General features: G+C 64.0%; 22 protein-coding genes. 7 read left to right on the forward strand and 15 right to left on the reverse strand.

What is annotated here, in order from left to right:
- Positions 1–71: 71 nt before the first annotated feature.
- The 10 genes from QRN59_RS19495 to QRN59_RS19540 form a co-directional block, all read right to left on the reverse strand.
- Positions 72–1154: a glycoside hydrolase family 130 protein gene (locus tag QRN59_RS19495; RefSeq protein ID WP_284984114.1), complete on the reverse strand. Its 1083-nt coding sequence runs from the start codon at positions 1152–1154 to the stop codon at positions 72–74.
- A 5-nt stretch (positions 1155–1159) separates the two neighbouring features.
- Positions 1160–1915 (reverse strand): carbohydrate ABC transporter permease, encoded by a 756-nt coding sequence (locus tag QRN59_RS19500; RefSeq protein ID WP_284984184.1) that lies wholly within the window; start codon positions 1913–1915, stop codon positions 1160–1162.
- 217 nt (positions 1916–2132) lie between these two features.
- The gene (locus QRN59_RS19505) at positions 2133–3095 is read right to left on the reverse strand and encodes a carbohydrate ABC transporter permease (RefSeq protein ID WP_284984115.1); all 963 of its coding nucleotides are present in this window, start codon (positions 3093–3095) and stop codon (positions 2133–2135) included.
- Between the two features lie 13 nt (positions 3096–3108).
- The gene (locus QRN59_RS19510) at positions 3109–4419 is read right to left on the reverse strand and encodes an extracellular solute-binding protein (RefSeq protein ID WP_284984116.1); all 1311 of its coding nucleotides are present in this window, start codon (positions 4417–4419) and stop codon (positions 3109–3111) included.
- Between the two features lie 123 nt (positions 4420–4542).
- Positions 4543–5568 carry a LacI family DNA-binding transcriptional regulator gene (locus QRN59_RS19515; protein WP_284984117.1) on the reverse strand — a complete coding sequence of 342 codons (1026 nt, stop codon included), beginning with the start codon at positions 5566–5568 and terminating at the stop codon, positions 4543–4545.
- 100 nt (positions 5569–5668) lie between these two features.
- Entirely contained in the window at positions 5669–6448 is a 780-nt protein-coding gene (locus QRN59_RS19520) for a type 1 glutamine amidotransferase domain-containing protein (protein ID WP_284984118.1), read from the reverse strand.
- 152 nt (positions 6449–6600) lie between these two features.
- The gene (locus QRN59_RS19525) at positions 6601–7092 is read right to left on the reverse strand and encodes an RpiB/LacA/LacB family sugar-phosphate isomerase (RefSeq protein WP_284984119.1); all 492 of its coding nucleotides are present in this window, start codon (positions 7090–7092) and stop codon (positions 6601–6603) included.
- Positions 7089–8840 carry a dihydroxyacetone kinase family protein gene (locus tag QRN59_RS19530; RefSeq protein WP_284984120.1) on the reverse strand — a complete coding sequence of 584 codons (1752 nt, stop codon included), beginning with the start codon at positions 8838–8840 and terminating at the stop codon, positions 7089–7091. Before QRN59_RS19530 ends, QRN59_RS19525 begins: the two co-directional genes overlap by 4 nt.
- A 33-nt stretch (positions 8841–8873) precedes the next feature.
- Positions 8874–9650 carry an SDR family NAD(P)-dependent oxidoreductase gene (locus QRN59_RS19535; protein ID WP_284984121.1) on the reverse strand — a complete coding sequence of 259 codons (777 nt, stop codon included), beginning with the start codon at positions 9648–9650 and terminating at the stop codon, positions 8874–8876.
- A 29-nt stretch (positions 9651–9679) separates the two neighbouring features.
- Positions 9680–10504: a sugar phosphate isomerase/epimerase family protein gene (locus QRN59_RS19540; RefSeq protein WP_284984122.1), complete on the reverse strand. Its 825-nt coding sequence runs from the start codon at positions 10502–10504 to the stop codon at positions 9680–9682.
- A 193-nt stretch (positions 10505–10697) separates the two neighbouring features.
- Here QRN59_RS19540 and QRN59_RS19545 point away from each other — a divergent pair, with 193 nt between their 5' ends.
- The 5 genes from QRN59_RS19545 to QRN59_RS19565 all read left to right on the forward strand — a co-directional run bounded on the left by QRN59_RS19545 (position 10698) and on the right by QRN59_RS19565 (position 16291).
- On the forward strand, positions 10698–12035 hold the full coding sequence (locus tag QRN59_RS19545; RefSeq protein ID WP_284984123.1) for an MFS transporter: 1338 nt from the start codon (positions 10698–10700) through the stop codon (positions 12033–12035).
- 50 nt (positions 12036–12085) lie between these two features.
- Positions 12086–12949, forward strand: coding sequence for a transketolase (locus QRN59_RS19550; protein WP_284984124.1), 864 nt, complete (start codon positions 12086–12088; stop codon positions 12947–12949).
- Positions 12946–13983: a transketolase family protein gene (locus tag QRN59_RS19555; protein ID WP_502871090.1), complete on the forward strand. Its 1038-nt coding sequence runs from the start codon at positions 12946–12948 to the stop codon at positions 13981–13983. The genes QRN59_RS19550 and QRN59_RS19555 overlap by 4 nt, the downstream gene beginning before the upstream one ends.
- Positions 13984–14105: 122 nt before the next feature.
- Positions 14106–14765, forward strand: coding sequence for a GntR family transcriptional regulator (locus QRN59_RS19560; RefSeq protein WP_284984125.1), 660 nt, complete (start codon positions 14106–14108; stop codon positions 14763–14765).
- Between the two features lie 128 nt (positions 14766–14893).
- Positions 14894–16291, forward strand: a complete 1398-nt coding sequence (locus tag QRN59_RS19565) for an MFS transporter (protein ID WP_284984126.1) — start codon at positions 14894–14896, stop codon at positions 16289–16291.
- 17 nt (positions 16292–16308) lie between these two features.
- Here QRN59_RS19565 and QRN59_RS19570 read toward each other — a convergent pair whose 3' ends face one another.
- Together QRN59_RS19570 and QRN59_RS19575 are read right to left on the reverse strand one after the other, a co-directional pair.
- Positions 16309–18699, reverse strand: a complete 2391-nt coding sequence (locus QRN59_RS19570; RefSeq protein WP_284984127.1) for an ATP-binding cassette domain-containing protein — start codon at positions 18697–18699, stop codon at positions 16309–16311.
- Between the two features lie 56 nt (positions 18700–18755).
- Positions 18756–19115, reverse strand: coding sequence for a VOC family protein (locus QRN59_RS19575; protein WP_284984128.1), 360 nt, complete (start codon positions 19113–19115; stop codon positions 18756–18758).
- Positions 19116–19328: 213 nt separating this feature from the next.
- On the opposite strand from QRN59_RS19575, the gene QRN59_RS19580 reads away from it, so the two are divergent.
- Positions 19329–19760, forward strand: coding sequence for a YybH family protein (locus tag QRN59_RS19580; RefSeq protein ID WP_284984129.1), 432 nt, complete (start codon positions 19329–19331; stop codon positions 19758–19760).
- On the opposite strand, the gene QRN59_RS19585 is transcribed toward QRN59_RS19580, so the two are convergent.
- Positions 19757–20227: an NUDIX hydrolase gene (locus tag QRN59_RS19585; protein ID WP_284984130.1), complete on the reverse strand. Its 471-nt coding sequence runs from the start codon at positions 20225–20227 to the stop codon at positions 19757–19759. The genes QRN59_RS19580 and QRN59_RS19585 overlap by 4 nt on opposite strands.
- A 19-nt stretch (positions 20228–20246) precedes the next feature.
- On the reverse strand, positions 20247–20879 hold the full coding sequence (locus QRN59_RS19590; protein ID WP_284984131.1) for a TetR family transcriptional regulator: 633 nt from the start codon (positions 20877–20879) through the stop codon (positions 20247–20249).
- Positions 20880–20961: 82 nt separating this feature from the next.
- On the opposite strand from QRN59_RS19590, the gene QRN59_RS19595 reads away from it, so the two are divergent.
- Positions 20962–21741 (forward strand): SDR family NAD(P)-dependent oxidoreductase, encoded by a 780-nt coding sequence (locus tag QRN59_RS19595; RefSeq protein ID WP_284984132.1) that lies wholly within the window; start codon positions 20962–20964, stop codon positions 21739–21741.
- Between the two features lie 70 nt (positions 21742–21811).
- Here QRN59_RS19595 and QRN59_RS19600 read toward each other — a convergent pair whose 3' ends face one another.
- Entirely contained in the window at positions 21812–22123 is a 312-nt protein-coding gene (locus QRN59_RS19600; protein ID WP_284984133.1) for a putative quinol monooxygenase, read from the reverse strand.
- Positions 22124–22132 lie beyond the last annotated feature (9 nt).

Below are 22132 nucleotides of genomic sequence, written 5' to 3' on the forward strand. Positions count from 1 at the left end.
GTCTAATTCCTAGGGGCGTGGAAGAGGGGCTGGACTGCTGGGGCGGGGTGCTCCTTGGTGGCGGTCCGGTCCTAAGCGCGGTCCAGCCGCGCCACGCCGATCTTCGAATCAGCCATGCCATAGAAGACGAACAGCTGCTCGCCGATTTTCTCTATTGCCGTAGGGAAAACGACGTTGGGGACGATGCCCGAGATCTCGTCTTCCGTTTCCGGTGCCAGTAGCGGCTTGTCGCTGCGGGCGATCACGATGGAGGGATCGTCACTGTCGAGGATCATCGCAGCGGCCGTGTAGTTGACGTTCTGCTGGTGGTCGAAGGCGGACTTTTCCATCGATCCGGAGACACCGTGGTAGATCAGGAGCCAGCCCTCATCGACCCGGATCGGTGCCGGTCCGCCGCCGATCTTGAGTTCTTCGAAGGGGAACTCGCTCAGGGCCACGAGCTTGTGCTTGCGCAGGTGAACGAGGTTGCGAATGTCCCTCTCGACGTCGGCAACTGCGACGTAGGAAATCCAGATACCCGGGCGGTTGTCATCGAGGCCGGCCGGCAGGTGCTCGCCTTCGCCCTCACGGATCCAGCCAAGGTCCCACATGGGGCGGTGCAGCAAAGCGTAGGAGGGGACGCCATCGGGATCGTCGACCGGTTCCGGGAAGAATACGGCGTCCTTGTTGGCGAACAAGTTCAAGTCCATGGAAAGGTCGGCCTGGTACTCGAAATGGCAGGGCCCCAGGCGGTCCCACGTGCGCAGGTCTTCAGAATGGGCGAAGGCCAGGCGGGGACCAAGCGGTCCGTAGGCAACATACGTCATCAGGTGGCGGCCGAGGGACGGTACCCAGGTGACGCGGGGATCTTCCGTTCCCGCGTTGTTGAGGCCGCGTTCCCACCCTTCGTCCGGTGCCAGGACAACGCCCTGGCGTTCGACGCCGGACGGAACGCCGTCGTCGCCGACGATCACCTTGGCGAGCCCGACGCGGGAAACATTGCCCTTCGCCACGAGGCGGGGCAGAAGGTACAGCTCGCCGTCGGGTCCGCGGCCGCTGGCCGGGTTGAGGACGCCTTCGGCTTCGAACTCGTTCCCGTCCTCCGGGGTCATGATGACGCCGGTGCGGGTGAGCGTGAACGGGACGGTGGGGAGTGCTGAAGTTGAGGAAGTCATAGAGCTTAGCCCTTTACGCTTGATCCGATATTGGTGGAAATGAATTGGCGCTGGAAGAAGATGAACAGCGCGACGGCGGGGGCCGCGAGAACGCAGGCACCGGCCAGGATGGCGCCGAACGGGTTTGATGCCGTGGCGGCAATGTTCGAGATGTAGTTCGCGAGGGAGACCGCAAGCGGCTGAATGGCTTGGTCCTTGGTGACGAGGAACGGCCACAGGAACTCATTCCACGGGCCGATGAAAGTCAGCAGGACTGCCGTGACAATGGCGGGCCGGACCAGGGGGATCGCGATCTGCCAGAGGATCCTCAGCTCGCTGGCTCCGTCGATGCGGGCGGCTTCGAACAAGGTGGAGGGCAGCTGCATGAAGTACTGGCGGAAGACGAACACTGCGGTGGAATTGATCGCGAACGGGAGGATCATGCCGAGATACGTGTCTGCGAGCCCGTAGTCCCGGACAATCATGACGTACAGCGGGATGAGCAGCAGCTGGAACGGAATCATCTGCACCAGCAGCATCATCCCGAACACAAACCCTTTACCGCGGAATTGCATCTGGGCGAGCGCGTAGCCCACCAGGAGCCCGAACACCACAGTGAAGAAGATGACGCCACCGGTGAAAACACCCGAGTTGACCAGGCCTTTCAGCAGGTCGATCGAGTTGTTGATGTTGCTGTAGTTCTCGCCGGTGATGTTTGCCGGACTAGGGAACGCGCCACCCACGGAGGTGTCCGGATTGGTTTGGAGCGAGCCGATGAACATGTAGTAGAACGGGAAGAGGAAGACGAAGGCTCCCAGGGCCAGCAGCACGAAGCTGCCCACGCCCAGGTTCTTGCGCTTCGCCACGGAACTGCCCTTGCGGGAGGCGGCAGCTACGGTTGTCGGGGCTTCGGAAGTCGCTCCTTCGGGAGTGCCGGCACGTGGCCGGCGGGCGTCGTCGTCGTCATTCCTGAGAGGCGCCTTATTGAAAATCGACACGTCAGTCCTCCTTTCCGCCTACGAGGCGTTTCTGGATCAGGGCGATCAGCAACACGCCGATCACCAGCACCACACCCAGCGCTGCCGCCACATCGGGATTCCCCTGCAGGATTCCCTTCTGGTACATCAGGAACACCGGCGACGTCGAGGCTCCGTCCGGGCCGCCTCCGCCAGTGAGCAGATAGGGCTCGGTGAACAGGTTCGCTCCGGTGATGGTGGCGAGCAGGGTCACCAGCACGCTGGCCGAGCGCACTCCCGGAACGGTGATGTTCCAGAACTGGACCCATTTGTTCCCGCCGTCCACCGAGGCGGACTCGTAGAGCTCGTCGGGGATGTTCTGTAGTGCGGCTAGGTACAGCAGGATGAAGAATCCCAACTGCTTCCACGTCACGTACAAAGCAACGGTTGGCATTGCCAGCCAGGAGTTCGTCAACCACGAGGGGTTCGGGGCCAGCGGGCCCAGAATGGCGTTGACCAGCCCGTTCTGCTGGAACAGGAACAGCCAGACGCCGACGACGGCGACGCTCGCCGTGACGTACGGGACGTAGTAGCTGACCCGGAAGAAGGTCCTGAGCCGCGTCACGCGGTTCAAGGCGTTGGCCAGGACCAGGGACAGGCCCACTGTCAGCGGCACGTTGATGACCAGGAAGATGCCGATGTTGGCGAAGGAACGCTGTACTTCAGGATCGGACAGGACGCTGATGTAGTTGTCCAACCCCACGAAGGGCCGGTCAACCTGGACGCCCGGAGCGGTGAAGAAGAACTGGTGGAAGGAGATGTAGACGGCGTACCCAAGCGGATATGCCAGCACTCCAAGGACGAAGATGACGTAGGGGGCGCTGAACAGCAGTCCCAGCGGCTGGCGGCCCAGGAAGTTTTTGCGTTTCCTGGGCGCCTGCCGCTGGTCCACGGTCCGCCCGGCAGTGTCTCCCGTAGCGGGACCCCCAGCTGAGCGAAGTGACATGGGGATTCGCCTGCTACTTCTGGGCTGCCAGTTGGTTGATCTTGTCAGAGGCACCCTTGAAAGCGTCGTCGATGCTCTGGTTGCCGAAGATCACGGACTTGCTCCAAGCGTCACGGAAGGTCTGCCAGATCTGGACTGAGTTGGAGACGTTGGGGACTTCCACGGTGCGTGCGGCTTCGTCGGCGAAGGTCTTGTAAGCCGGGTTCTGGCTGAAGTAGTCCGCGTAGGTGGTGGCCAAGTCCTTGCGCATCGGCATCTGGCCGGTACCGGAGAGGAGCTTGCCGTCTTGTTCCTTGCTGGTGGCGAACTTCATGACCTCCCATGCGGTGCCCTGGTTCTTGCACGAGGAGTACATGGCGATGTTCTTGGCGTCAGAGAAGGTGGAGCCGTTGGTCTGGGCTTGAGCACCCGGGACCGGGACCGTGCCCCAGTTCACCTTGCCCTTGTAAGCGGCGACGGCCCAGGGGCCCGCGAGGGACATGCCGGCCTTGCCGTCCGCGAAGGAGTCACCCTTGTACGCTTCCTTGGATGCCAGGTTCTCCTTGTAGAGGGTCTGGAACATAGTGGCGACCTGCTTGCCTTGATCGCTATCAAAGGTGGACTTGCCATCCTTGAGCAGCGTAGTGCCGCCCGAATTGGCGGCGTAGAACGGGTAGAAGTCGAACCAAGGCTGGTAGAAATCGCTCGTGGGGGAAGGCCACACGGCATTGGCAACGGCCCCGGACTTCACGAGGGTGCGGGCAGTGTCAAGGAACTCAGACTGAGTGGCAAGCTTGGGCTTTTCCGGGTCCAGGCCGGCCTTCGCGAAGACGTCCTTGTTGTAGAAGAGGACCACCGGGTTGGACTTCCATGGAAGCTGGTACGTCTTGCCGTCAGATGACTTGTACTGATTGGCGAGGTCGCCGGTGCGGTCCTTGATGTACTGGGCGCCGTCCGGGAACGAGTCGAGCGGGACCAGGCCACCCTGCTTCTGGAACTGCGGCACCGCCACCGGGGCGGTGTTGAAGACCAGGCAGGGAGCATTGCCGGCGGTAATTGCTGCCCCGATGACCTCTTCGGAGCTCTTGCCTGCCGGGATTTCCTGCGCATCGACTTGCTGGTCGGGATGGGCAGCGTTCCATGAGGCCACCATGTCCTTGCCCCACTTCACCTCGAACTCGTTGTTGGAGTACCAGATCTTGATGGGACCCTTGGCCGCGGTGGCAGAGTTGGCTCCAGAGGCTGTGTTGCTGGAGGCGCCTCCACCGCATGCTGCCAGGCCGGCTCCGATAACGGCAATAGCGGTAAGGGAGAGGAATCTCGAACTAATTTTTCCGTGCTTCATTGCAACTCCTTTTGCGGGTAAAAATTGACAGGCTGTGGCGGCATTGCCTTCAAGCGGGAATGGCAAATAACCCCACCCAATTGCGGGTAAATCGATATTCGTAAGACTGGACGTGGGAGGCGGTTAGTTTTTCGGCATGCTGGGGGCCGGCCCGGTGGAGGCGCGGACAACCAGCTTCGGGGACGGCAGATAGATGTCTTCCGCAGGAGCTCCGCCGAGCAGGCTCAGCAACTGCTGGGCGGCAACACGCCCCCAGAGCAGCGGATCGGCGGGGACAGTGGTCAACGGAGGGTTGAGGTAGGTAGCGAGCTCTGTGTCGTCGTAGCCCGTGATGGACAGATCATCGGGAACGGTCAGTCCGAGGGACTGGGCGTAGGACTGTCCGGCAGTGGCCATCAGGTCGTTCGCGTAGATGATCGCAGTGGGCCGTTGGGCCGAGCGAAGCAGTTCCGCGGTAGCCGCCAATCCACCGGCTGCGGTGAAGTCCGCCTCGATGAAGGAACCGGCCTCGAGCCCGGCTTTCGACATGGCGTTTTGCCAGGCCAACCGCCGGCTTCGGCCGTGAATGTAACTCTGCGGTCCGCCCACGTGCCCAATTCTGGTGTGTCCCAGGGAAACCAGATGCTCGACGGCGGCCGCAATGCCTTCGGTGTCGTCCATGCAGACGGCAGGGAACGGCGAGGTAGTTTCGGGCCGGTTAAGGGTGACGGCCGGAATCTTGAGGCTCTGCAATAAGGCGATCCGGGAGTCGTCAACCCTCATGTCCGTAAGGATGACGCCGTCCACGCGGCTGTCGGCAGCCAGCTTCCGATAGGCCAGTTCTTCGGCGTCGGCGCTCGCGGCAACGGTGAGGACCAACGCGTATTCGTGCTCAACCAACGTGGTCTCGATCCCGGCGATGAACGCGGGGAAGAAGGGGTCTGTTCCCAAAAGCCTGGGGTCCCTTGCCACCACGAGCCCCACGGCGAAGGCTTTGGCTGAAGATAGGCTCTTTGCGCGAAGATTCGGCTTCCACCCCAGTTCCCGGGCTACCCTGAGAATGCGTTCCCGGGTGTCATCACTGACGCCTGGCTGCCCATTCAACGCGTACGAGACGGCGCCCTTGCTCACGCCGGCTGCCTGCGCAACGTCGTTGATGGTCACTGTCATGTTTGCCTCATTGCCACTTGGTGATCGGGGTCACTGAACCGGTTTTGTTATGTCTACTGAACCGGTTCAGGGAGCGCTTGTCAAGAGCAAATGAGAAATGTTAGTGCTCTGTGCCTGCCGCAGCAGCTTTCTTGGCCTCTTTCTTGGCGTCCTTCTCCGCGCGCAAGGCCTCCGCCTCGTGCTGTTCCTCGGCCTTTTCCTGGTGGATGACCTCCGCGAGGAGTTTCTCCATCTCTTTCGCCACGCCCGCGGCGGAGGCCGGGTTCTGCCCGGTCACCAAGCGCTCGGAGACCGCAACCTTCTCTGTGAAGACGTCGGCGAAGACGTGGATCGCGCCCTGTTCCTTGAGCCGGTCGGCCAAGAAGAACGGGATGACCTTGTCCATTCCTGCGGCAACTTCTTCGTCGTTGGTGAAGGCGGCCACCTCCCGGCCGCCGACGAGCCGGAACCCGTCGGCCAGGTCCACGTTCACCAAACCCGCGGGTCCGTGGCAGACCGCGCCCACCACACCACCGGCGTCGTAGACGCTGGCAACCAGGTTCTGTAGGCCTTCGCTGTCCGGGAAGTCCCACATGGTGCCGTGGCCCCCCACGAGGAAGACTGCGTCGTACTGGCCCGGATCAACGACGTCCACGCGGGCAGTGTTGTAGAGACCGGCGCGTGTGGCCTCGTCCTCCGTGAAGGCAACCTGGATGGGATCTTGCGAGTCCACTTCATCGCGCGGGGGCTTGCCGCCTTGGATGGATGCGAAGTCGACGAAGTGCCCGGAATCTTTGAAGACCTTCCAAGGATGTGCAGCCTCCGCCACGTTGTAGCCGGTCTTTTTTCCCGTATCACCGAGCTCGGAAACGCTGGTCAGTACCATGAGGATTTTCTTCATGAAGTGCTCCTATCGTCCACATTCCACCCTACGCCTAGCCCAAATTCAGGCCCACCCCGGATGGTGTAAGACCCAAGTAGCTCGCAGTTGTTGTCGTTATGAGACCCCTAAACGACAACAAATGCGAGTCAGTTGGGACCGGGGGACGGGACTCAGCAGCCCTCGAAATCCGTGAGCACCTTGACCTTGTCGGCCGACGCCGAGGCTGGGTCGAAGGCGTAGCCGAGCCATTCCCGTGCCAGCCTGCTGGCCAGTTCCACCCCGACTACGCGCTGGCCCATGGTGAGTACCTGGCAATCGTTGGACAGGATGGATCGCTCCGCGGAGAAGGAATCGTGGGCAGTGGTGGCGCGGATTCCGTCCACCTTGTTCGCTGCGATCGCCACGCCGATTCCCGTGCCGCAGAACAGGATCGCCCGGTCAGCATGGCCATCCCGGATGAGCTCGCCCGCCTTGATCCCAACGTACGGATAGGGCGTGGTGAAGTCCTCCGGGGAGTCGCCGCGGTTCACGCCGATGTCGATGATTTCACTGACCCGCGGATCGTCCCGCAAGTCCGCCATGATCCGGTCTTTGTAGTCCACGCCTGCTTCGTCGGCGCCCAGGATGAGTCGGAAACCCATGGTCTGTCCTTTCGTGGTCATGCGATCGCTCCGGCGTGCTTTGCTGCGTCTTTCGCACTCACAAGGTGCGGGCCCATGACTGTGAAGATCATGGCCAGCGAAGTAGCTCCGGGGTCGGCCGTGCCAAGGCTCTTCTCGGCGAGCGGCCGGGCCCGTCCTTTGAGCGGGCGGAGCGAGGCCGTGGCTTCCGCGGCCGAGGTGGCCGCTGCGGCAGCTTCAGTCCAGGCAACCTCCGGAAGGACACCCTCGGAGGTGCGCTTCCTGAAGGTTTCGGCGAAGGGGAGGAGAGCATCGACCATGGTCTTGTCACCTAGCTCGGCCTTGCCCAGATCAGTGATCCGCGCAGCGAACGCTGTCACGGCGGCGGCGAGTCCAGCCGGTTCCGGCGCCTCGTCATTGCCAAGGGATTCGCCGAATGCCCGGAGGCCTGCGCCCCACAGGACGCCCGACGTTCCGCCGGCTTTATCCGCCCAAGCGTCGCCGGCGGCTCCCAACATATCGCCGGCTCCGGCACCATCGGCCAGCGCCTTTGCAGCTGCCGCAGTGGCGGCATCGATGCCGCGGACCATCCCGCGGCCGTGGTCGCCGTCGCCCGCTACCGCGTCCATGTCGCCAAGGTGCGATTCGGCGTCGTGCAGTGCTTTCCGGGCCGCCTCGAGCGCTTCCGCGCAGCTCGCGGCATAGTTGCGCGAGTCCAGGGTGGCCGCAAATTCCACGGCGACAGGGCCGCCGTCGAACGCTTCCTCGGCAAGCTGGCCGCCGGTCAGCAGATCGGCGTTGCCGCGCCGGTAAGCGGGCGTTTCAGCGGGGGCCGTCCAAAGCGGCTCAAGTTCCGCGTCCAGCCACGTGATAGTGAGGGAGACGCCGGACATGTCCAGGCTCGTGACCAGTTCACCGACCTCCGGCATGACCAAGGCGTAACCGGCCGCGCGCAGCAACGGAGCCACGGTCAGCCACAGGACGAAGAGTTCTTCGTGCTTGGTGGAACCGAGTCCGTTGAGAATCACGGCGAGGCGGTTGCCCGCCCCGTGCGGGGTTTCCGCCAACAGCCGGGCAACAAGTTCCTGGCCGAGTTCCTTGGCTGGCGGGAGATCGGTGTCGAACAAACCGGGCTCGCCGTGGATGCCCAGGCCAAGTCCCATCTGCTTGTCCTTGAGCGTGAACAGCGGCGCTTCTGCGCCGGGGAAGGTGCAGCCGTGGAAGGCGCTGCCGATGGTACGGGTCAGGCTATTGGCCTTCCTGCCCAAGCGCACGACGTCGCTAAGCCCGGCTCCCGCTTCGGCGGCGGCGCCCATGACCTTGAAGACCGTGAAGTCACCCGCGATGCCGCGGCGTTTGGCAGATTCCGACGGCGGTGCGCTCGCAATATCGTCTGTCACCAGCACGTTTTCCACGGCGATGCCTTCCGCAGCCAGGCGCTCGCTTGCCATGCCGAAGTTCAGGACGTCCCCGGCGTAGTTGCCGTAGGTAAACACCACGCCAGCGCCGGAATCCGCGGCCTTGGCGACGGAGTAGGCCTGTTGCGAGGACGGGGAGGTGAAGATGTTGCCCACGACGGCGCCGTCGGCAAGTCCCGCGCCGATGAGTCCGGCGAATGCGGGGTAGTGCCCGGATCCGCCGCCGGCCAGGACCGCGACCTTGGGCTGCTCGGGGCGGTGGCGGCGCACTGCGCCGCCGGGAACCTGGCGCACCAGGCCGGAGTGGAGGTCGCAGAAACCGGCGAGGGCTTCGTCTGCGAAATCGGCGGGATCGTTGAAGATTTTGGTCATCGTGGGCTCTTTCGGCTACGGATGCGGGGACTGCTAGTGGATGTGGCTTCCACCGTTGATGTCGATGGTGGTGCCAGTGAGGTAGGCGGATTCCTCGGAAGACAGGAACGTGATGACGGCGGCGATTTCCTCGGTAGTGGCGTTGCGGCCCAGGGGGATGCCTGCGTTGATGGCGGCTTCCTGCTCGTCGGTGCTGCCGACGCGGATGTTGGTGTCCACGGCGCCGGGAGTAATGGCGTTCACGGTGACGCCGGTTGCGCCGATTTCGCGGGCCAACGCCTTGGTGAAGCCGAGGATGGCTGCCTTCGCGGCGGAGTAGGGGACCTTGCCGAAGACGCCGCCGCCGCGCTGGGCGGAGACGGAGGACATGTTCACGATGCGGCCCCAGCCGCTGGCGATCATGTCCGGCAGGAAAGCCTTGGTCACCAGGTAGGTGCCGGTGGCGTTCACGTCCATGATCTTGTGCCAGAGTTCCAGCGTGGTTTCGAGGAACGGCACAGGGGAGGTGATCCCGGCAATGTTGGCGAGGGCGCCGACGGCGGGAAGGTTGCCTGCGCTGATCTCGGCGGCGACTGCCTTGTACGCCGCGTTGACGGAAGCTTCGTTGGCGACGTCGATCTCGTAACCGAACGCAGGGACGTTGAACTGGTTGCCGATTTCCGCTGCGACCTTGGCGGACTTCTCGCCGTCGAGGTCCAGGATCACCACTGCCCAGCCGTCACTGGCGTAGCGGCGTGCGGTGGTGATGCCGATGCCCCGGTCCGAGGTTGCCCCGGTGAGGACAGCGGTGCGCTGGATGGTGGTGGTCATGATGCTCCTTGGGTTTGTTGTTGTGAAAGTCAGATGAGGTCTGTGATGAAGCTGGCGGCTTTGGCGGCTGCTGCCGGGCGTTCGTCGTGGGTGACGTCGCGGGTTTCGAGCTCGAGCGAGAAATGGCCGCCGTAGCCGGTGGCCGCCAGCGAGCTGAGTCCGGCGGCGAAGTCCGCCTGGCCGTTTCCGATACTGAGGTTGATGTTGCCCGGGACCGCGTCCCGCAGGTGGACGTGGGCAATCCGGCCCCGATGGTGTTCGATGTACTCGAGTGGGTCTTCGCCCGCGGCGACGATGTGGCTGAAGTCCATGACAATCCCGACGCCGGAGCCCGCCAGCCGCGCGGCCAGCTGTTCTGCGCGGCCCAGGTTCCAGCAGAACCGAAGGAAGTGCAGGGATTCAGTCCAGAGTTCGACGCCGAACTCCGCCGCACGTTGTCCGGCACCGATGAGCTGGGCTGCGATGGTGTCCAGGTCCTCGTCGAGGCTGCGGACCGGATCGTGCCCCAGGGCGCCGCAGGGGAGAACCAGGGCCTTCGCGCCGGTGTTCGCGGTAAGGGTGAGCAGCGCATCAAGGTGGCTTTGCCGGGCGATGCGCTGGCCGGCGTCGAGCACTGCATTGAGGTCGCCTATGTCGCCGTTGACCGAGCGGACCCGCAACCCCGAGGCGGCGACCTCCGCAGTCACGGCGGCGACGGCGTCGGAATCAAGCTCATAGGGAACGTGATCGCAGACGCCCGGCAGTGCGCCGAGGTCGATTTCCTCAAAGCCCAGGCCATTGATGGTGCGCAATGCCGTAGGTAGATCCTGGTGCCGGAAGCTGATGGACGAGCAACCGAGTCGGGAGTTGAACATCTTCGTTTCCTCCAGTCGTGCCCGAAGGCAGTGGTGATGGGAACCATAGTAGCTAAGTTAACTGTTAACAGTCAACCCTTGAAGTTGACTGTTGACAGACCTAGATGATGCAGGTCACACTGGCATATCATGTGTTAACAGTCGACAGTGCTGAAGCATCTAGCCTCAGTCGCTCTTCGAAAGGGATTCACCAATGAGCAAAGAAGCTCTGACCATGCGCGGTCCGGTCCACGGCACCAAAGACGCAAGGCGCGTCGCCATCGGCTCCGGCGTCGGCGCGGTCATCGAAACCTATGACTTCATCGGCTTCGGCACCGCGGCTGCCCTGTACTTCGGAACGGCGTTCTTCCCCACGGGCGATCCCGTGACCGGAACCCTCGCCGCTTTCGCGACCCTCGGCGTCGGCTTCGCTGCCCGTCCCATCGGCGGAATCATCGGCGGCCACCTGGGCGACAAGCTGGGACGCAAGCCCGTCCTCGTCGCCTCGCTGATCCTGATGGGCGTGGCCACGTTCCTGATCGGCCTTCTTCCCACGTACAGCCAGGTGGGCCTCTTGGCGCCGGCGCTGCTCGTGTTCGTCCGCATCGTCCAAGGCCTGGCCTTCGGAGCCGAGTGGGGCGGCGCCATCCTGATGAGCTACGAGCACGCTCCCTGGAAGAAGAAGGGAAAGTACACCGGCATCGTCCAGGCCGGATTCCCCGTGGGACTCCTGCTGGCCAACCTGACGTTCCTCGTCAGCGTCCAGCTTGGCGGCGAACTCGCCTGGCGCATTCCGTTCCTCGCCAGCATGGTGTTGGTTGTCGTGGGCCTGATCATCCGCTCCAAGGTCCCGGAATCGCCGGTCTTCGACGAGGTCAAGGAGAGCGGGGCAATCGTGAAGTCGCCCATCGTGGAGGTGCTGAAGACCGACTGGCGCAACATCGTCAAGGGAATCGGCCTCCGCATTGCCGAGACCGCAGGCTACGCCGTCTCCATCACATACATGATTTCCTACCTGAACGGCCAGCACCTGGCAGACAAGACCCAGACCCTGGTGGCCCTCTGCATCGCTTCGGCCATCGGCATCTTCGCAACCCAGGCCTGGGCGCGGCTGACAGACAGGATCGGACGGCGTCCCGTCTACATCTGGTCCTGCGCCTTTGCGGTCCTCTTTGCCATCCCGATGTTCCTGCTGGTCAACACCGGTTTGTTCATCTTCATCATTGCCACGATCGCCGTCTCCTACGGCGTATGCCAGAACTCCCTCGCCGGTGCCCAGGGCGCCTGGTTCCCCGAGCTGTTCCAAGCGAAGACCCGGGCCTCCGGCGCTTCCCTGGCGTACCAGATCTCGGCCACGATCTCCGGCTTTACCCCATTCATCACCACCCTGCTCTTCGTCGCCATGGGATGGATGGGCCCGGCATTGCTCTTCGGCCTGTACGCGGCCATCGGTCTCTGGGCAGCTTTGGCTACCCGCGAAACCTGGGGCAAGCGGGAGCGCCAATTGGCCGATGAGGCCACCAAAAGCACTCCCCAGTCGGTGAATGTCTAATGACTGTGGCACAGGACCAACGCACACCTAGGCGAATCGGAGAAACCGCGATGGAGCGCATCGAACGGGTGGGTGCAGCCGCCAACCGGATCCGGCACCACGCCCTCAACATGGGCGAAGTCCAGGGCCAGGGCTATGTCGGCCAGGCACTCGGCGCGGCGGACATGCTCGCCGCAGTCTATGCGGACCAGCTCCGTTACCGCGCCAATGATCCCGAGTGGGAGGGCCGGGACCGTTTCCTGCTCTCCACGGGCCATTACGCAATCGGCCACTACGCAGCACTGGCCGAGGCCGGGATCATTCCCGTGGAGGAACTCGAAAGCTACGGCTCGGACGATTCCCGCCTCCCCATGTCCGGGATGTCGACGTACACGCCGGGCATGGAAATCTCCGGGGGGTCGCTTGGCCACGGGCTCTCCATCGCTGTCGGAATTGCCCTTGGCCTACGGCTTCGCGCTCAATCCGAAGAGGGCTCCAGAGCGAGGGTGTACAACTTCCTCTCCGACGGGGAGCTGGACGAAGGGTCCACCTGGGAAGCCGCCATGGGCGCGCACCACCACCAACTCGGCAACCTCACTGCGATGGTAGACATCAACGCCCTGCAAGCCGACGGCAAGACGGACACGGTCCTTCGTACCGAGCCCGTGACGGAAAAGTGGGAAGCTTTCGGCTGGTACACGCAGCGGGTGGACGGGAACGACGTCGGTGCGTTGCTGGCGGCGTTCGACAACGCAGCCGCCCAGGCGGCCGCCGTCGGGCGTCCTTCCGTGATCCTGTGCGACACGAAGGTGGGGCGCGGCGTGCCGTTGCTCGAGGAACGCGAAAAGGCGCACTTCATGCGCATCGAAGAACACGAATGGCAGCTCTGCCGCAAGCAACTGACCGCAGGATCCAACGGGAAGGCCGGCCGATGAGCATCGCCACCCCTTCGAAGGGCACCGCTTCGACAGGCACAGCACCGAAAGGCGCAGCACCCAAGCTGAAAACGTCGGCCATGATCGCGTCCTTCGCGGATCCGGGCCAAAAGACTTCTTCCGCGCCTTTCGGCCACGCGTTGGTGAAGGCCGCCGAAGCTGACCCGCGAATCGTCGGACTCACCGCCGACCTGGGCAAATACACGGACATGCATATTTTCGCGCAGGCCTTCCCGGAGCGGTTCTTCCAGATGGGCATGGCCGAGCAGTTGCTCTTCGGTGCGGCGGCAGGGTTCGCCGAGACCGGCCTAATACCGTTCGCCTCGACCTATTCCGTATTTGCCGCGCGCCGGGCCTACGACTTCCTGTGCCTCGACATCGCTGAGCCGAACCTGAACGTGAACATCGTCGGCGGACTCCCTGGGCTGACAACGGGCTACGGCCCCAGCCACCAGGCCACGGAGGACATGGCGATCTTCCGCGGCATGCCCAATCTGACCATCGTCGATCCGTGCGACTCCGTGGACATCGAACAAGCGGTGCCGCAGCTGGCCGCCAGCGACGGCCCGACGTACCTGCGCCTCTTGCGCGGCAACGTCCCCACCGTGCTGGACGAGTACGACTACACGTTCGAACTCGGCAAGGCGAAGGTGCTGCGCGGCGGCAACGACGTCGTGTTCGTCTCGAGCGGGTTGATGACCATGCGCGCGCTGCAGGCAGCGGAGGCGCTCGCCGCGCACAAGGTGGATGTCGCCGTCGTGCACGCCCCCACTATCAAGCCGTTCGACGCCGCCACCGTCTTGGCGGAACTGAACACCGATCGCCTGGCCGTCACGCTGGAGAACCACAGCGTGGTGGGCGGCCTATTCGAAACCGTGGCCTCGGCCATTGTCACGGCTGGGCTGGGCAAGCGGGTGGTTCCCGTGGCGCTTCCGGACGAGTTCCTCGACGCCGGTGCACTGCCCACCCTGCACGGGCGCTACGGATTGTCGGTACAGCGGATCGTGGCGAAGGTCCTCGCTGAACTGGGCTGAGCCTGGTAATTCGTTGGCAGGAGCGCGGAGCGGGCGTGGGCCGGTTCCGCGCTCCTGCCGTAAGATCAACAGTTAACACACCGACTGTAAACAGTCGACCACTGACATTGAGGACGGACATAATGGCCGGAGCAACAGCACCCCTTCTGGGACTGGAAAAGAAAAGCCTGCGTGAGCAGGCGCTCTCTGCTCTGCGCACCGCCATCACCAGCGGCGAGCTGGCGCCGGGGCGCCATTTGGTGGAAACCGAGCTGTCGGACATGCTCCAGATCAGCCGCGGGACGCTCCGGGAAGCCTTGCGGCAACTCGAGCAAGAAGGCCTGCTGTCCGCAGGACCCCGCGGCCGGCTCTCCGTCCGCCATCTCGACGCCAAGGAAATCCGCGATATCTACTCCGTGCGGGCAGCCCTGGAGTCCCTTGCTGCGCGCACGCTCTGCGAGTTGCCGGACCGCCAACAGGTGATCACTTCGCTGCGCTCCGCCATCGACGCCATGGCCGCCGCGGCCAAAGGAAGCCTCGAGGAACGGATCGAGTCCGATCTGGAATTCCACCGCACCATGTGCCGTCTCACGGGCAACGAGACCCTGCTCCATTCCTGGGAATCGCTGGAGGGATCCATCCGGATGTCCATCATGTTCGCCGGACTGGAAAAGGGCGTCAAGAACATGAGCGTCGAGCGTCACCACGACATCGTGGCGGCCATCGAGACCGGTGATGCATCCCTGGCACGCAAGACCATCCTCGAGCACATGGACAGCGCTGCCGCGGAGCTGGTGGCTTAAGCGCCCGACGGCGGGTGCCCGACGGCGGCGCTCAACTTTCGCGGTAACGGCGCCTCTGAGGGGGTCACTGCCAGTACCCCTCAGGACAGAGACTCCCTTGTTTTCTGCATGGGCTGTTTCCTTAAACCATGACTCGTCCCGAAACCACTTTTCCGGCTCCGGTTCCTCCCTCAGCCATGGCCGATGCTCCCCGGGCACGGCTCACGCTCATCATTGCGTCGCTAGGGTTCTTCCTGATCACCCTCGACATCCTGATCGTCAATGTCGCGCTCACCAGCATCGGCAAAGAACTCGGGGGCGGAACGGCAGGCCTGCAATGGGTCATCGACGGCTACACGCTGATGTTCGCCGCGTTGTTGCTGTTCGCAGGGAACCTGTCGGATCGGATCGGCGCGAAAAGGGCGCTGGGATGGGGTATCGCACTGTTTCTGGTGGCGTCGGTCGCGTGCGCACTCGCGCCGACGTCGGGAGTGCTCATTGCCGCCCGCTTCCTCCAAGGAGGTGCCGCATCGATCATGCTGCCGGCGTCGATGGCGCTGATTCGGCAAGCCTTTCCCGATCCCCGCCGTCGCGCACATGCCCTCGGGATCTGGGCGGTTGGCGGGGCAGTCGCCGGAGCCGTAGGCCCGCTTGTCGGCGGCCTCCTCACCACGCTGGACTGGCGGCTCGTGTTCGGGATCAACCTTCCCGTCTGCATCGCGATGCTTGTACTCCTGGCTTCCGTCGCCACGTCCCCGCGAAGGCCGACTCCGTTCGACTGGCCAGGCCAGGCCGCGGCGATCGTTGCCTTGACCGGGTTGATGTACGGCCTCATTACGGGAGGGACCGAGGGCTTCGACACGGTACCCGTCATCGGTAGCCTGGTGCTCGCAGGGGTTAGTCTCGCGGCTTTCCTTTTGATCCAGGCGCGCGGCCGGCACCCGATGATGCCGCTCGAGCTGTTTCGCTCCACTGGCATGAGAATTTCGCTCTCGGTCGGTTTCGCGTTCATGGTTGGCCACTTCGGGACCGTCTTTGTGGTCAGTCTCTTTCTCCAACAGCACCTCGGGCTGACACCTCTTCAGGCCGGGTTCACTTTCCTTCCTTCGGCGGCGTTCAGCATCGTCGGTAACATCGTCAGCGGAACCCTCTCGAACCGCTTCGGGACGCGGGTGCCGGTGGTCGTCGGATTGACGTCCATGGTGGTGGGGCTCACCGCGATGCTTCTCACTGCGCCGCTGGGGTCGCCGCTACTCGTCGGTATCTTCTTGATTTTCACGGGTTCGGGAGGATCGATCGCGATGCCGCAGGTCACCGCCGTCGTACTCGCGAGCGTCCCGAGCGAAAAAGCGGGCACGGCAAGCGCGGTATTCAACACCTTCCGCCAAGTGGGCGGCGCGGTCGCCATCGCCGTCTTCGGCGCTCTCATCGCAGACCGCACGAACTTCGTCCACGGTATGCAGACCAGCTTTATCATCGCGGCGTCGCTTCTTCTCACCGCGCTCGCCAGCCTCTTCATCCACTCACCGGGCGCAGCCAAGAGCTGAGCCGCCGTCTTGCTAGCTCACCCGCCCACGTAAGCCGCCAGGTGCTCGCCGGTGAGGGTGGAGCGGGCTGCGACGAGATCGGCGGGGGTGCCCTCGAAAACGATCCGGCCGCCGTCGTGACCCGCGCCCGGGCCGAGGTCGACGATCCAATCGGCATGCGCCATGACCGCCTGGTGGTGCTCGATGACGATGACAGACTTCCCGGAGTCTACGAGCCGGTCGAGCAAGCCGAGCAGCTGTTCGACGTCGGCGAGATGCAGGCCCGAGGTGGGCTCGTCCAGAACGAGCACGCCGCCCTTTTCGCCCATGTGAGTGGCCAGCTTGATCCGCTGCCGCTCGCCGCCGGAAAGGGTGGTGAGCGGTTGGCCGAGGCTGAGGTAGCCAAGTCCGACGTCGGCGAGCCGCTGCAGGATCGCGTGGGCCGCCGGGATCCTGGATTCGCCCGCGGAGAAGAACTCCTCGGCTTCTTTCACGGACATCGCCAACACCTCCGCGATGTTGCGGCCGCCGAGGCGGTATTCAAGCACCGATGCCTGGAACCTCTTGCCTTCGCATTCCTCGCACGGAGTGGCGACCGTGTCCATGAACCCGAGATCCGTGTATATGACGCCCGCGCCGTTGCAGGTGGGGCATGCGCCCTCGGAATTGGCGCTGAACAGCGCCGGTTTCACGCCATTGGCCTTCGCGAACGCCTTGCGGATGGGCTCGAGCAGCCCGGTGTACGTCGCGGGGTTGCTCCGCCGTGAGCCCTTGATAGCCCCTTGATCTATCGAAACGACGCCGTCCCGCTTGGACAGTGAGCCGTGGATCAACGAACTCTTCCCCGAACCGGCGACGCCCGTGACCACAACCAGGACCCCGAGCGGAATGTCGATGTCGACGTCGCGCAGGTTGTTCTCGCTCGCTCCGCGGATCTCGAGTGCGCCGCCGGATGTCCGCACCGTCTTCTTGAGGGTTGAGCGATCCTCAAGGTGGCGCCCGGTCAGGGTGCCGCTGGAACGCAGCCCTTCGAGGGTGCCTTCAAAGACCACTTCGCCACCGGCGGTGCCCGCGCCGGGACCGAGGTCGACCACGTGGTCGGCGATCGCGATCGCTTCCGGCTTGTGCTCCACGACGAGCACGGTGTTGCCCTTGTCCCGCAGTTGCAGCAGCAGCTTGTTCATGCGCTCGATGTCGTGCGGGTGCAATCCGATCGTGGGTTCGTCGAAGACGTAGGTGACGTCCGTGAGTGAGGAGCCCAGGTGCCGGATCATCTTGGTGCGCTGCGCCTCACCGCCGGAGAGCGTTCCTGCCGGCCGGTCAAGCGAGAGATAGCCGAGCCCGATCTCAGCGAACGAGTCAAGGAGGTGCCGCAGCCCTTTGAGGAGTGGTGCCACCGACGGTTCGTCGAGCCCGCGCACCCAGTCGGCAAGGTCGCTGATCTGCATCGAGCACGCGTCCGCGATGCTGATTCCCTTGATCTTTGACGAGCGGGCCGCCTCGGTAAGCCGGGTGCCATCGCAATCGGGACAGGTCGTGAAGGTGATGGCCCGCTCGACGAAGGCGCGGATATGTGGCTGCATTCCCTCCGGGTCCTTGGAGAGCATGGACTTCTGGATCTTGGGAATCAGGCCCTCGTAGGTCAGGTTGATTCCCTCGACCTTAATCTTGGTTGGCTCCTTGTGGAGCAGGTCGTGGAGTTCCTTCTTGGTGTACTTGCTGATCGGCTTATCCATGTCGAAGAAGCCGGAGCCGCTGAAGATGCGGCCGTACCAGCCGTCCATGCTGTAGCCGGGGATGGTGAGCGCGCCCTCAGCGAGCGACTTGCCGCGGTCGTACAGTGCGGTCAGATCGAAGTCGGTGACCGAGCCCCGCCCTTCGCAGCGCGGGCACATACCGCCGGTGATGCTGAAACTCCGCCGCTCCTTCGTCGTCGTGCCACCGCGCTCGAAAGTGACCGCGCCCGCGCCCGAGACCGAAGCGACGTTGAACGAGAACGCTTGGGGCGATCCGATGTGCGGCTGGCCAAGCCGGCTGAAGAGCATGCGCAGCATGGTGTTCGCATCGGTGGCGGTGCCGACGGTGGAGCGGGTGTTCGCGCCCATCCGCTCCTGGTCGACGATGATCGCCGTCGTCAGTCCTTCGAGTAGGTCCACATCCGGGCGCGCCATGGTCGGCATGAACCCTTGCACGAAGGTGCTGTACGTCTCGTTGATCATGCGCTGCGACTCCGCGGCGATCGTGGCGAAAACGAGGGAGCTCTTGCCCGAACCGGAGACGCCCGTGAACACCGTCAGCCGGCGCTTCGGCAGCTCGATGCTGATGTCCTTGAGGTTGTTCTCCCGTGCACCCTGCACGCGAATCAGATCGTGGGTGTCGGCAGTGTGCAGCTCAGGCGACTGCGTGTCCGTGCTCGTGGCCGTGCTCATCGTGTCTCCATCTTTACGCGGGGTCGTCTTCGCGGTCTTCGTCGGCGTTTGGCTGGCTATTGAGGATCCTGAAGCAGCCCGAGGACGTTGCCGTCGGGGTCGGTCACGGTGGCCACCAGGCGGCCACCCCCGACGTCGCGGGCTGCTTCCTTCAGGGTAGCGCCGGCGGCAGTCACCTCGGCCAGCTTCGCCTCGATGTCCGAGACGTGCCAGTAAGCGACAGGCGAGGTCATGGCCTGCGGTCCGCCTCCCGGAACGAGCCCGATGTGCTGGCCCGCGACGTCGAAGCCGACGTAATACGGCCCGTCGGCCTGCGGCGGTATGCCGAGCAAAGCCGTGTACACAGCTTTCGCCGCGGCGAGATCGGAAACGGGATGCAGCACGGTCTTGATTCCCTCGTTGGAAGAGTCGCTCATGTTCACTCCTGAAGTCATTGCGGGACGAAGCTGGCGTGGACGGTGTTGTCCATGACCGCCATTCTAGGCGCGGCCAGAAAGTGCCGCTTCTCCATTCCTGACCGGTCTGGGGCAGGGAGATTCGTTCTATGGACATCCCTGTTGAGCGGTGCCACGATGGCCGAACATGGCCCTGGCGTATAGCGCCAGGGCGAAGCGAGGCTGGAGGAACCAATGCCGGATTCCGATCTCGATCTGATGGTGGAGAAATACCATCGAGCGCTTGATGCGTTCGTCAAAGGAGACCCGGAGCAGCAGAAGAAGCTCTTCTCAAAGAGCGACGACGTCACGCTCGCTAATCCGCTCGGCCCGCCTGTCCGGGGCTCGAGTGCGGTCGAGGCGACCATGGATCGGGCGTCCTCCGGGCTGAGGGAGGGCGAGCCCATCAGATTCGAACGAATCTCGGGTTACGTCGGGACGGAGCTTGCGTACATCGTCGAAATCGAATGGGCACGGGCCAAGGTTGGCGGGTCTGATGAGGTATCCCCGATACCCCTTCGGGTGACGACGATCTTCCGCCGGGAAGACGGTGAGTGGAAGGTTCTCCACCGTCACGCGGATCCCATACTTTCCCCGCGGCCAATCGAGTCGATCGTCCAGGCCTAGTGGTTCCCAAGGTGCCGGATCAACGCGTCAAGTATCGGCACCTGCCCGCTCACCAGTTTGGCGCGGGCGACTGCCTCCGTGGCCCAAACTGCGTCGTCGATCTCCGGGTAGCTCCGGACGATGCCGGATCCTCGCGGCCATTCCAGCTCGAAGGTGTTGCTCACGATTCTCACGGGGTCGAAGTCCGACTCGGCAGTGAAAGCCGCCACGAGTTTGCCCGACGGTTGCCGGAAGATGCCCAGCTGGTGATATTCGACGGCCGGCGGGGGAGTGCCCATCTCCTCGGCGAATTCACGCTTGGCGGCCACAAGGGGATCCTCGTCTTCGAGGTATTCACCTTTGGGAATGGACCAGGCGCGTGCATCCTTATGGGCCCAGAACGGGCCGCCCATGTGGGCTATCCAGACTTCCAGTTCCGCCGTGGAGCTCCGACGGTACAACAGAATTCCCGCGCTTCGAACGGTCATTTGCCCTCCCAGGCATAGGTTATCCGCCGGGTCGGACGGCCGGAACCCGCAGCACTCGCAGGGCCTCTACCAAATACGGGACTGGGTCAGCATCCGTGCCGGCGGCCCACTGCATCCAGGCCTCGAAGGTCGCCCCGAGATAGGCTGCGCACAGATAGCCCGCCGCGCTTTCGCTGACGCCTTGCGCCACGAGGTAAAGCCGCGCCCGTTCCCGCTGTGGGGCCAGGGCATCGTAGCTTCTGCTCGCCAGCTCAGGGTGCTCTGCGATCAGGCGCAGGCGCCCCCGCGTGACGGAAAGGTCCGGGATCGCCGAAGCCCCGGCGATGGCGGCCGCCCGCAGTCCCGCGAGGATGCCGCTGTCGGAAGGGTCGCCGTCGGACTGGTCCGCTGCGCGAGCGTTCTCCAGCACCTGTCCCGAGGCTTCCACCACCGGTTCCATGCCACCCCAGACGAGGTCAGCTTTGTTCGGGAAGTAGCGGTAGAGGCTCTTCCGTCCGATTCCCGCTGCGCGTGCGATGTCCTCCATTGATGTCCGTTCGTAGCCGTTCTCGGCAAAAAGACGGAGCGCGACGCCGGCCACGGCGTCCGGATCAATTGTCGCCGGGCGTCCGGTGGAGCGCCCGACGCCGGGCTTCGTATGGTCTGAGGGCATCTCTCCAGTATCCACTCTTACATAATGACACGTAGTGTCATAAAGTGAAGGAAACGCCACGAACACGTTCGGGAGGAACAACATGGGCAACGAGACTGCATGGCAGGAAGCCGCCATCACTGGCCGTTTTGCCGGGAAGACAGTGATCGTCACCGGGGCGGGCTCGGGCATCGGCCAGGCTACGGCCCTGCGCGTCGCGAAGGAAGGCGGGCGGGTCATCGCCGCCGACATCAGCAAGGAGCGCCTGGACGCCTTGGTGGACGAAAACGGAAGCCTGGACCTCGTGCCCGTGGCCGGAGACATCTCCACCGAGGAGACCGTTGCCGCCGTCGTCGTTGCCGCCGGCGGCCGCGTGGACGCCCTCGCCAACATCGCCGGCATCATGGATAACTTCGCCCCGATTCACGAAGTGGACGACGCCATGTGGGAGCGGGTCTTCCGGATCAACGTCACAGCCCTCATGCGCTTGACCCGCGCGGTGGTGCCCCTGATGCTGGAGGCTGGCGCCGGCTCCGTGGTCAACGTCGCCTCCGAGGCCGGGCTGCGCGGCTCCGCCGCAGGTGCCACCTACACGGCGTCGAAGCACGCCGTGGTCGGCCTGACCAAGAACTCGGCCGTGATGTACGGGCCGAAAGGGTTGCGTTTCAACGCCGTTGCTCCCGGGCCAACCATTACGAACATCGAGGCGGTGTGGGGATCCCAGTTGGCCGCCGAACGCCTCGGTCCGCTGATGCAGGCCACTGTCCCCACCCCGGCGACTGCCGCGCAGTTGGCAGCGTCCATCACCTTCCTGCTCAGCGATGACGGCACCAACGTCAACGGCGCCATCCTCGCTTCCGACGGTGGCTGGTCGGCGCTGTAGAGCGGATCCTAAAGCAGGACGAAGACGGCGGGAGCCTCCCGCCGTCGTCGTCCTGTGTTTTTTCTTGCTTCTAGAGCGCGCCTTGGAGCGGAGTGCCCGCAGGGATCGGCTCGTGGCGCATCACGTCGACCGGGCGTTCAAGGAGACCGTCAAGGGCCGCGTTGAGCCTCTTGACCGGCTCGCCGTCGCCGTGGGCGTCGAGCAATTCGGCGGACTCCCACTTCTCGATCATGAGGATCTGGCCGTTCGGTGAGTCGTGGATGGCGTATAGCAGGCAGCCGGGCTCCCGATGGACTTCCGCGATGGCCGGAGACAGGGCGGCGACGACCTGGTCGAACGATCCATCCTTGGGTGTGAATGTGGCGGTGACGACGACGGGCATGGGTTCTCC

It is taken from the genome of Arthrobacter sp. efr-133-TYG-118 (genome assembly GCF_030209755.1).
Taxonomy (GTDB): domain Bacteria; phylum Actinomycetota; class Actinomycetes; order Actinomycetales; family Micrococcaceae; genus Arthrobacter.

What these genes read in the sequence shown, in the direction of transcription:
- QRN59_RS19495 (WP_284984114.1), bottom strand. Translation starts at nt 1,154, where the DNA reads ATGACTTCCTCAACTTCAGCACTCCCCACCGTCCCGTTCACGCTCACC.
- QRN59_RS19500 (WP_284984184.1), bottom strand. Translation starts at nt 1,915, where the DNA reads ATGTTCATCGGCTCGCTCCAAACCAATCCGGACACCTCCGTGGGTGGC.
- QRN59_RS19505 (WP_284984115.1), bottom strand. Translation starts at nt 3,095, where the DNA reads ATGTCACTTCGCTCAGCTGGGGGTCCCGCTACGGGAGACACTGCCGGG.
- QRN59_RS19510 (WP_284984116.1), bottom strand. Translation starts at nt 4,419, where the DNA reads ATGAAGCACGGAAAAATTAGTTCGAGATTCCTCTCCCTTACCGCTATT.
- QRN59_RS19515 (WP_284984117.1), bottom strand. Translation starts at nt 5,568, where the DNA reads ATGACAGTGACCATCAACGACGTTGCGCAGGCAGCCGGCGTGAGCAAG.
- QRN59_RS19520 (WP_284984118.1), bottom strand. Translation starts at nt 6,448, where the DNA reads ATGAAGAAAATCCTCATGGTACTGACCAGCGTTTCCGAGCTCGGTGAT.
- QRN59_RS19525 (WP_284984119.1), bottom strand. Translation starts at nt 7,092, where the DNA reads ATGACCACGAAAGGACAGACCATGGGTTTCCGACTCATCCTGGGCGCC.
- QRN59_RS19530 (WP_284984120.1), bottom strand. Translation starts at nt 8,840, where the DNA reads ATGACCAAAATCTTCAACGATCCCGCCGATTTCGCAGACGAAGCCCTC.
- QRN59_RS19535 (WP_284984121.1), bottom strand. Translation starts at nt 9,650, where the DNA reads ATGACCACCACCATCCAGCGCACCGCTGTCCTCACCGGGGCAACCTCG.
- QRN59_RS19540 (WP_284984122.1), bottom strand. Translation starts at nt 10,504, where the DNA reads ATGTTCAACTCCCGACTCGGTTGCTCGTCCATCAGCTTCCGGCACCAG.
- QRN59_RS19545 (WP_284984123.1), top strand. Translation starts at nt 10,698, where the DNA reads ATGAGCAAAGAAGCTCTGACCATGCGCGGTCCGGTCCACGGCACCAAA.
- QRN59_RS19550 (WP_284984124.1), top strand. Translation starts at nt 12,086, where the DNA reads ATGGAGCGCATCGAACGGGTGGGTGCAGCCGCCAACCGGATCCGGCAC.
- QRN59_RS19555 (WP_502871090.1), top strand. Translation starts at nt 12,946, where the DNA reads ATGAGCATCGCCACCCCTTCGAAGGGCACCGCTTCGACAGGCACAGCA.
- QRN59_RS19560 (WP_284984125.1), top strand. Translation starts at nt 14,106, where the DNA reads ATGGCCGGAGCAACAGCACCCCTTCTGGGACTGGAAAAGAAAAGCCTG.
- QRN59_RS19565 (WP_284984126.1), top strand. Translation starts at nt 14,894, where the DNA reads ATGACTCGTCCCGAAACCACTTTTCCGGCTCCGGTTCCTCCCTCAGCC.
- QRN59_RS19570 (WP_284984127.1), bottom strand. Translation starts at nt 18,699, where the DNA reads ATGAGCACGGCCACGAGCACGGACACGCAGTCGCCTGAGCTGCACACT.
- QRN59_RS19575 (WP_284984128.1), bottom strand. Translation starts at nt 19,115, where the DNA reads ATGAGCGACTCTTCCAACGAGGGAATCAAGACCGTGCTGCATCCCGTT.
- QRN59_RS19580 (WP_284984129.1), top strand. Translation starts at nt 19,329, where the DNA reads ATGCCGGATTCCGATCTCGATCTGATGGTGGAGAAATACCATCGAGCG.
- QRN59_RS19585 (WP_284984130.1), bottom strand. Translation starts at nt 20,227, where the DNA reads ATGACCGTTCGAAGCGCGGGAATTCTGTTGTACCGTCGGAGCTCCACG.
- QRN59_RS19590 (WP_284984131.1), bottom strand. Translation starts at nt 20,879, where the DNA reads ATGCCCTCAGACCATACGAAGCCCGGCGTCGGGCGCTCCACCGGACGC.
- QRN59_RS19595 (WP_284984132.1), top strand. Translation starts at nt 20,962, where the DNA reads ATGGGCAACGAGACTGCATGGCAGGAAGCCGCCATCACTGGCCGTTTT.
- QRN59_RS19600 (WP_284984133.1), bottom strand. Translation starts at nt 22,123, where the DNA reads ATGCCCGTCGTCGTCACCGCCACATTCACACCCAAGGATGGATCGTTC.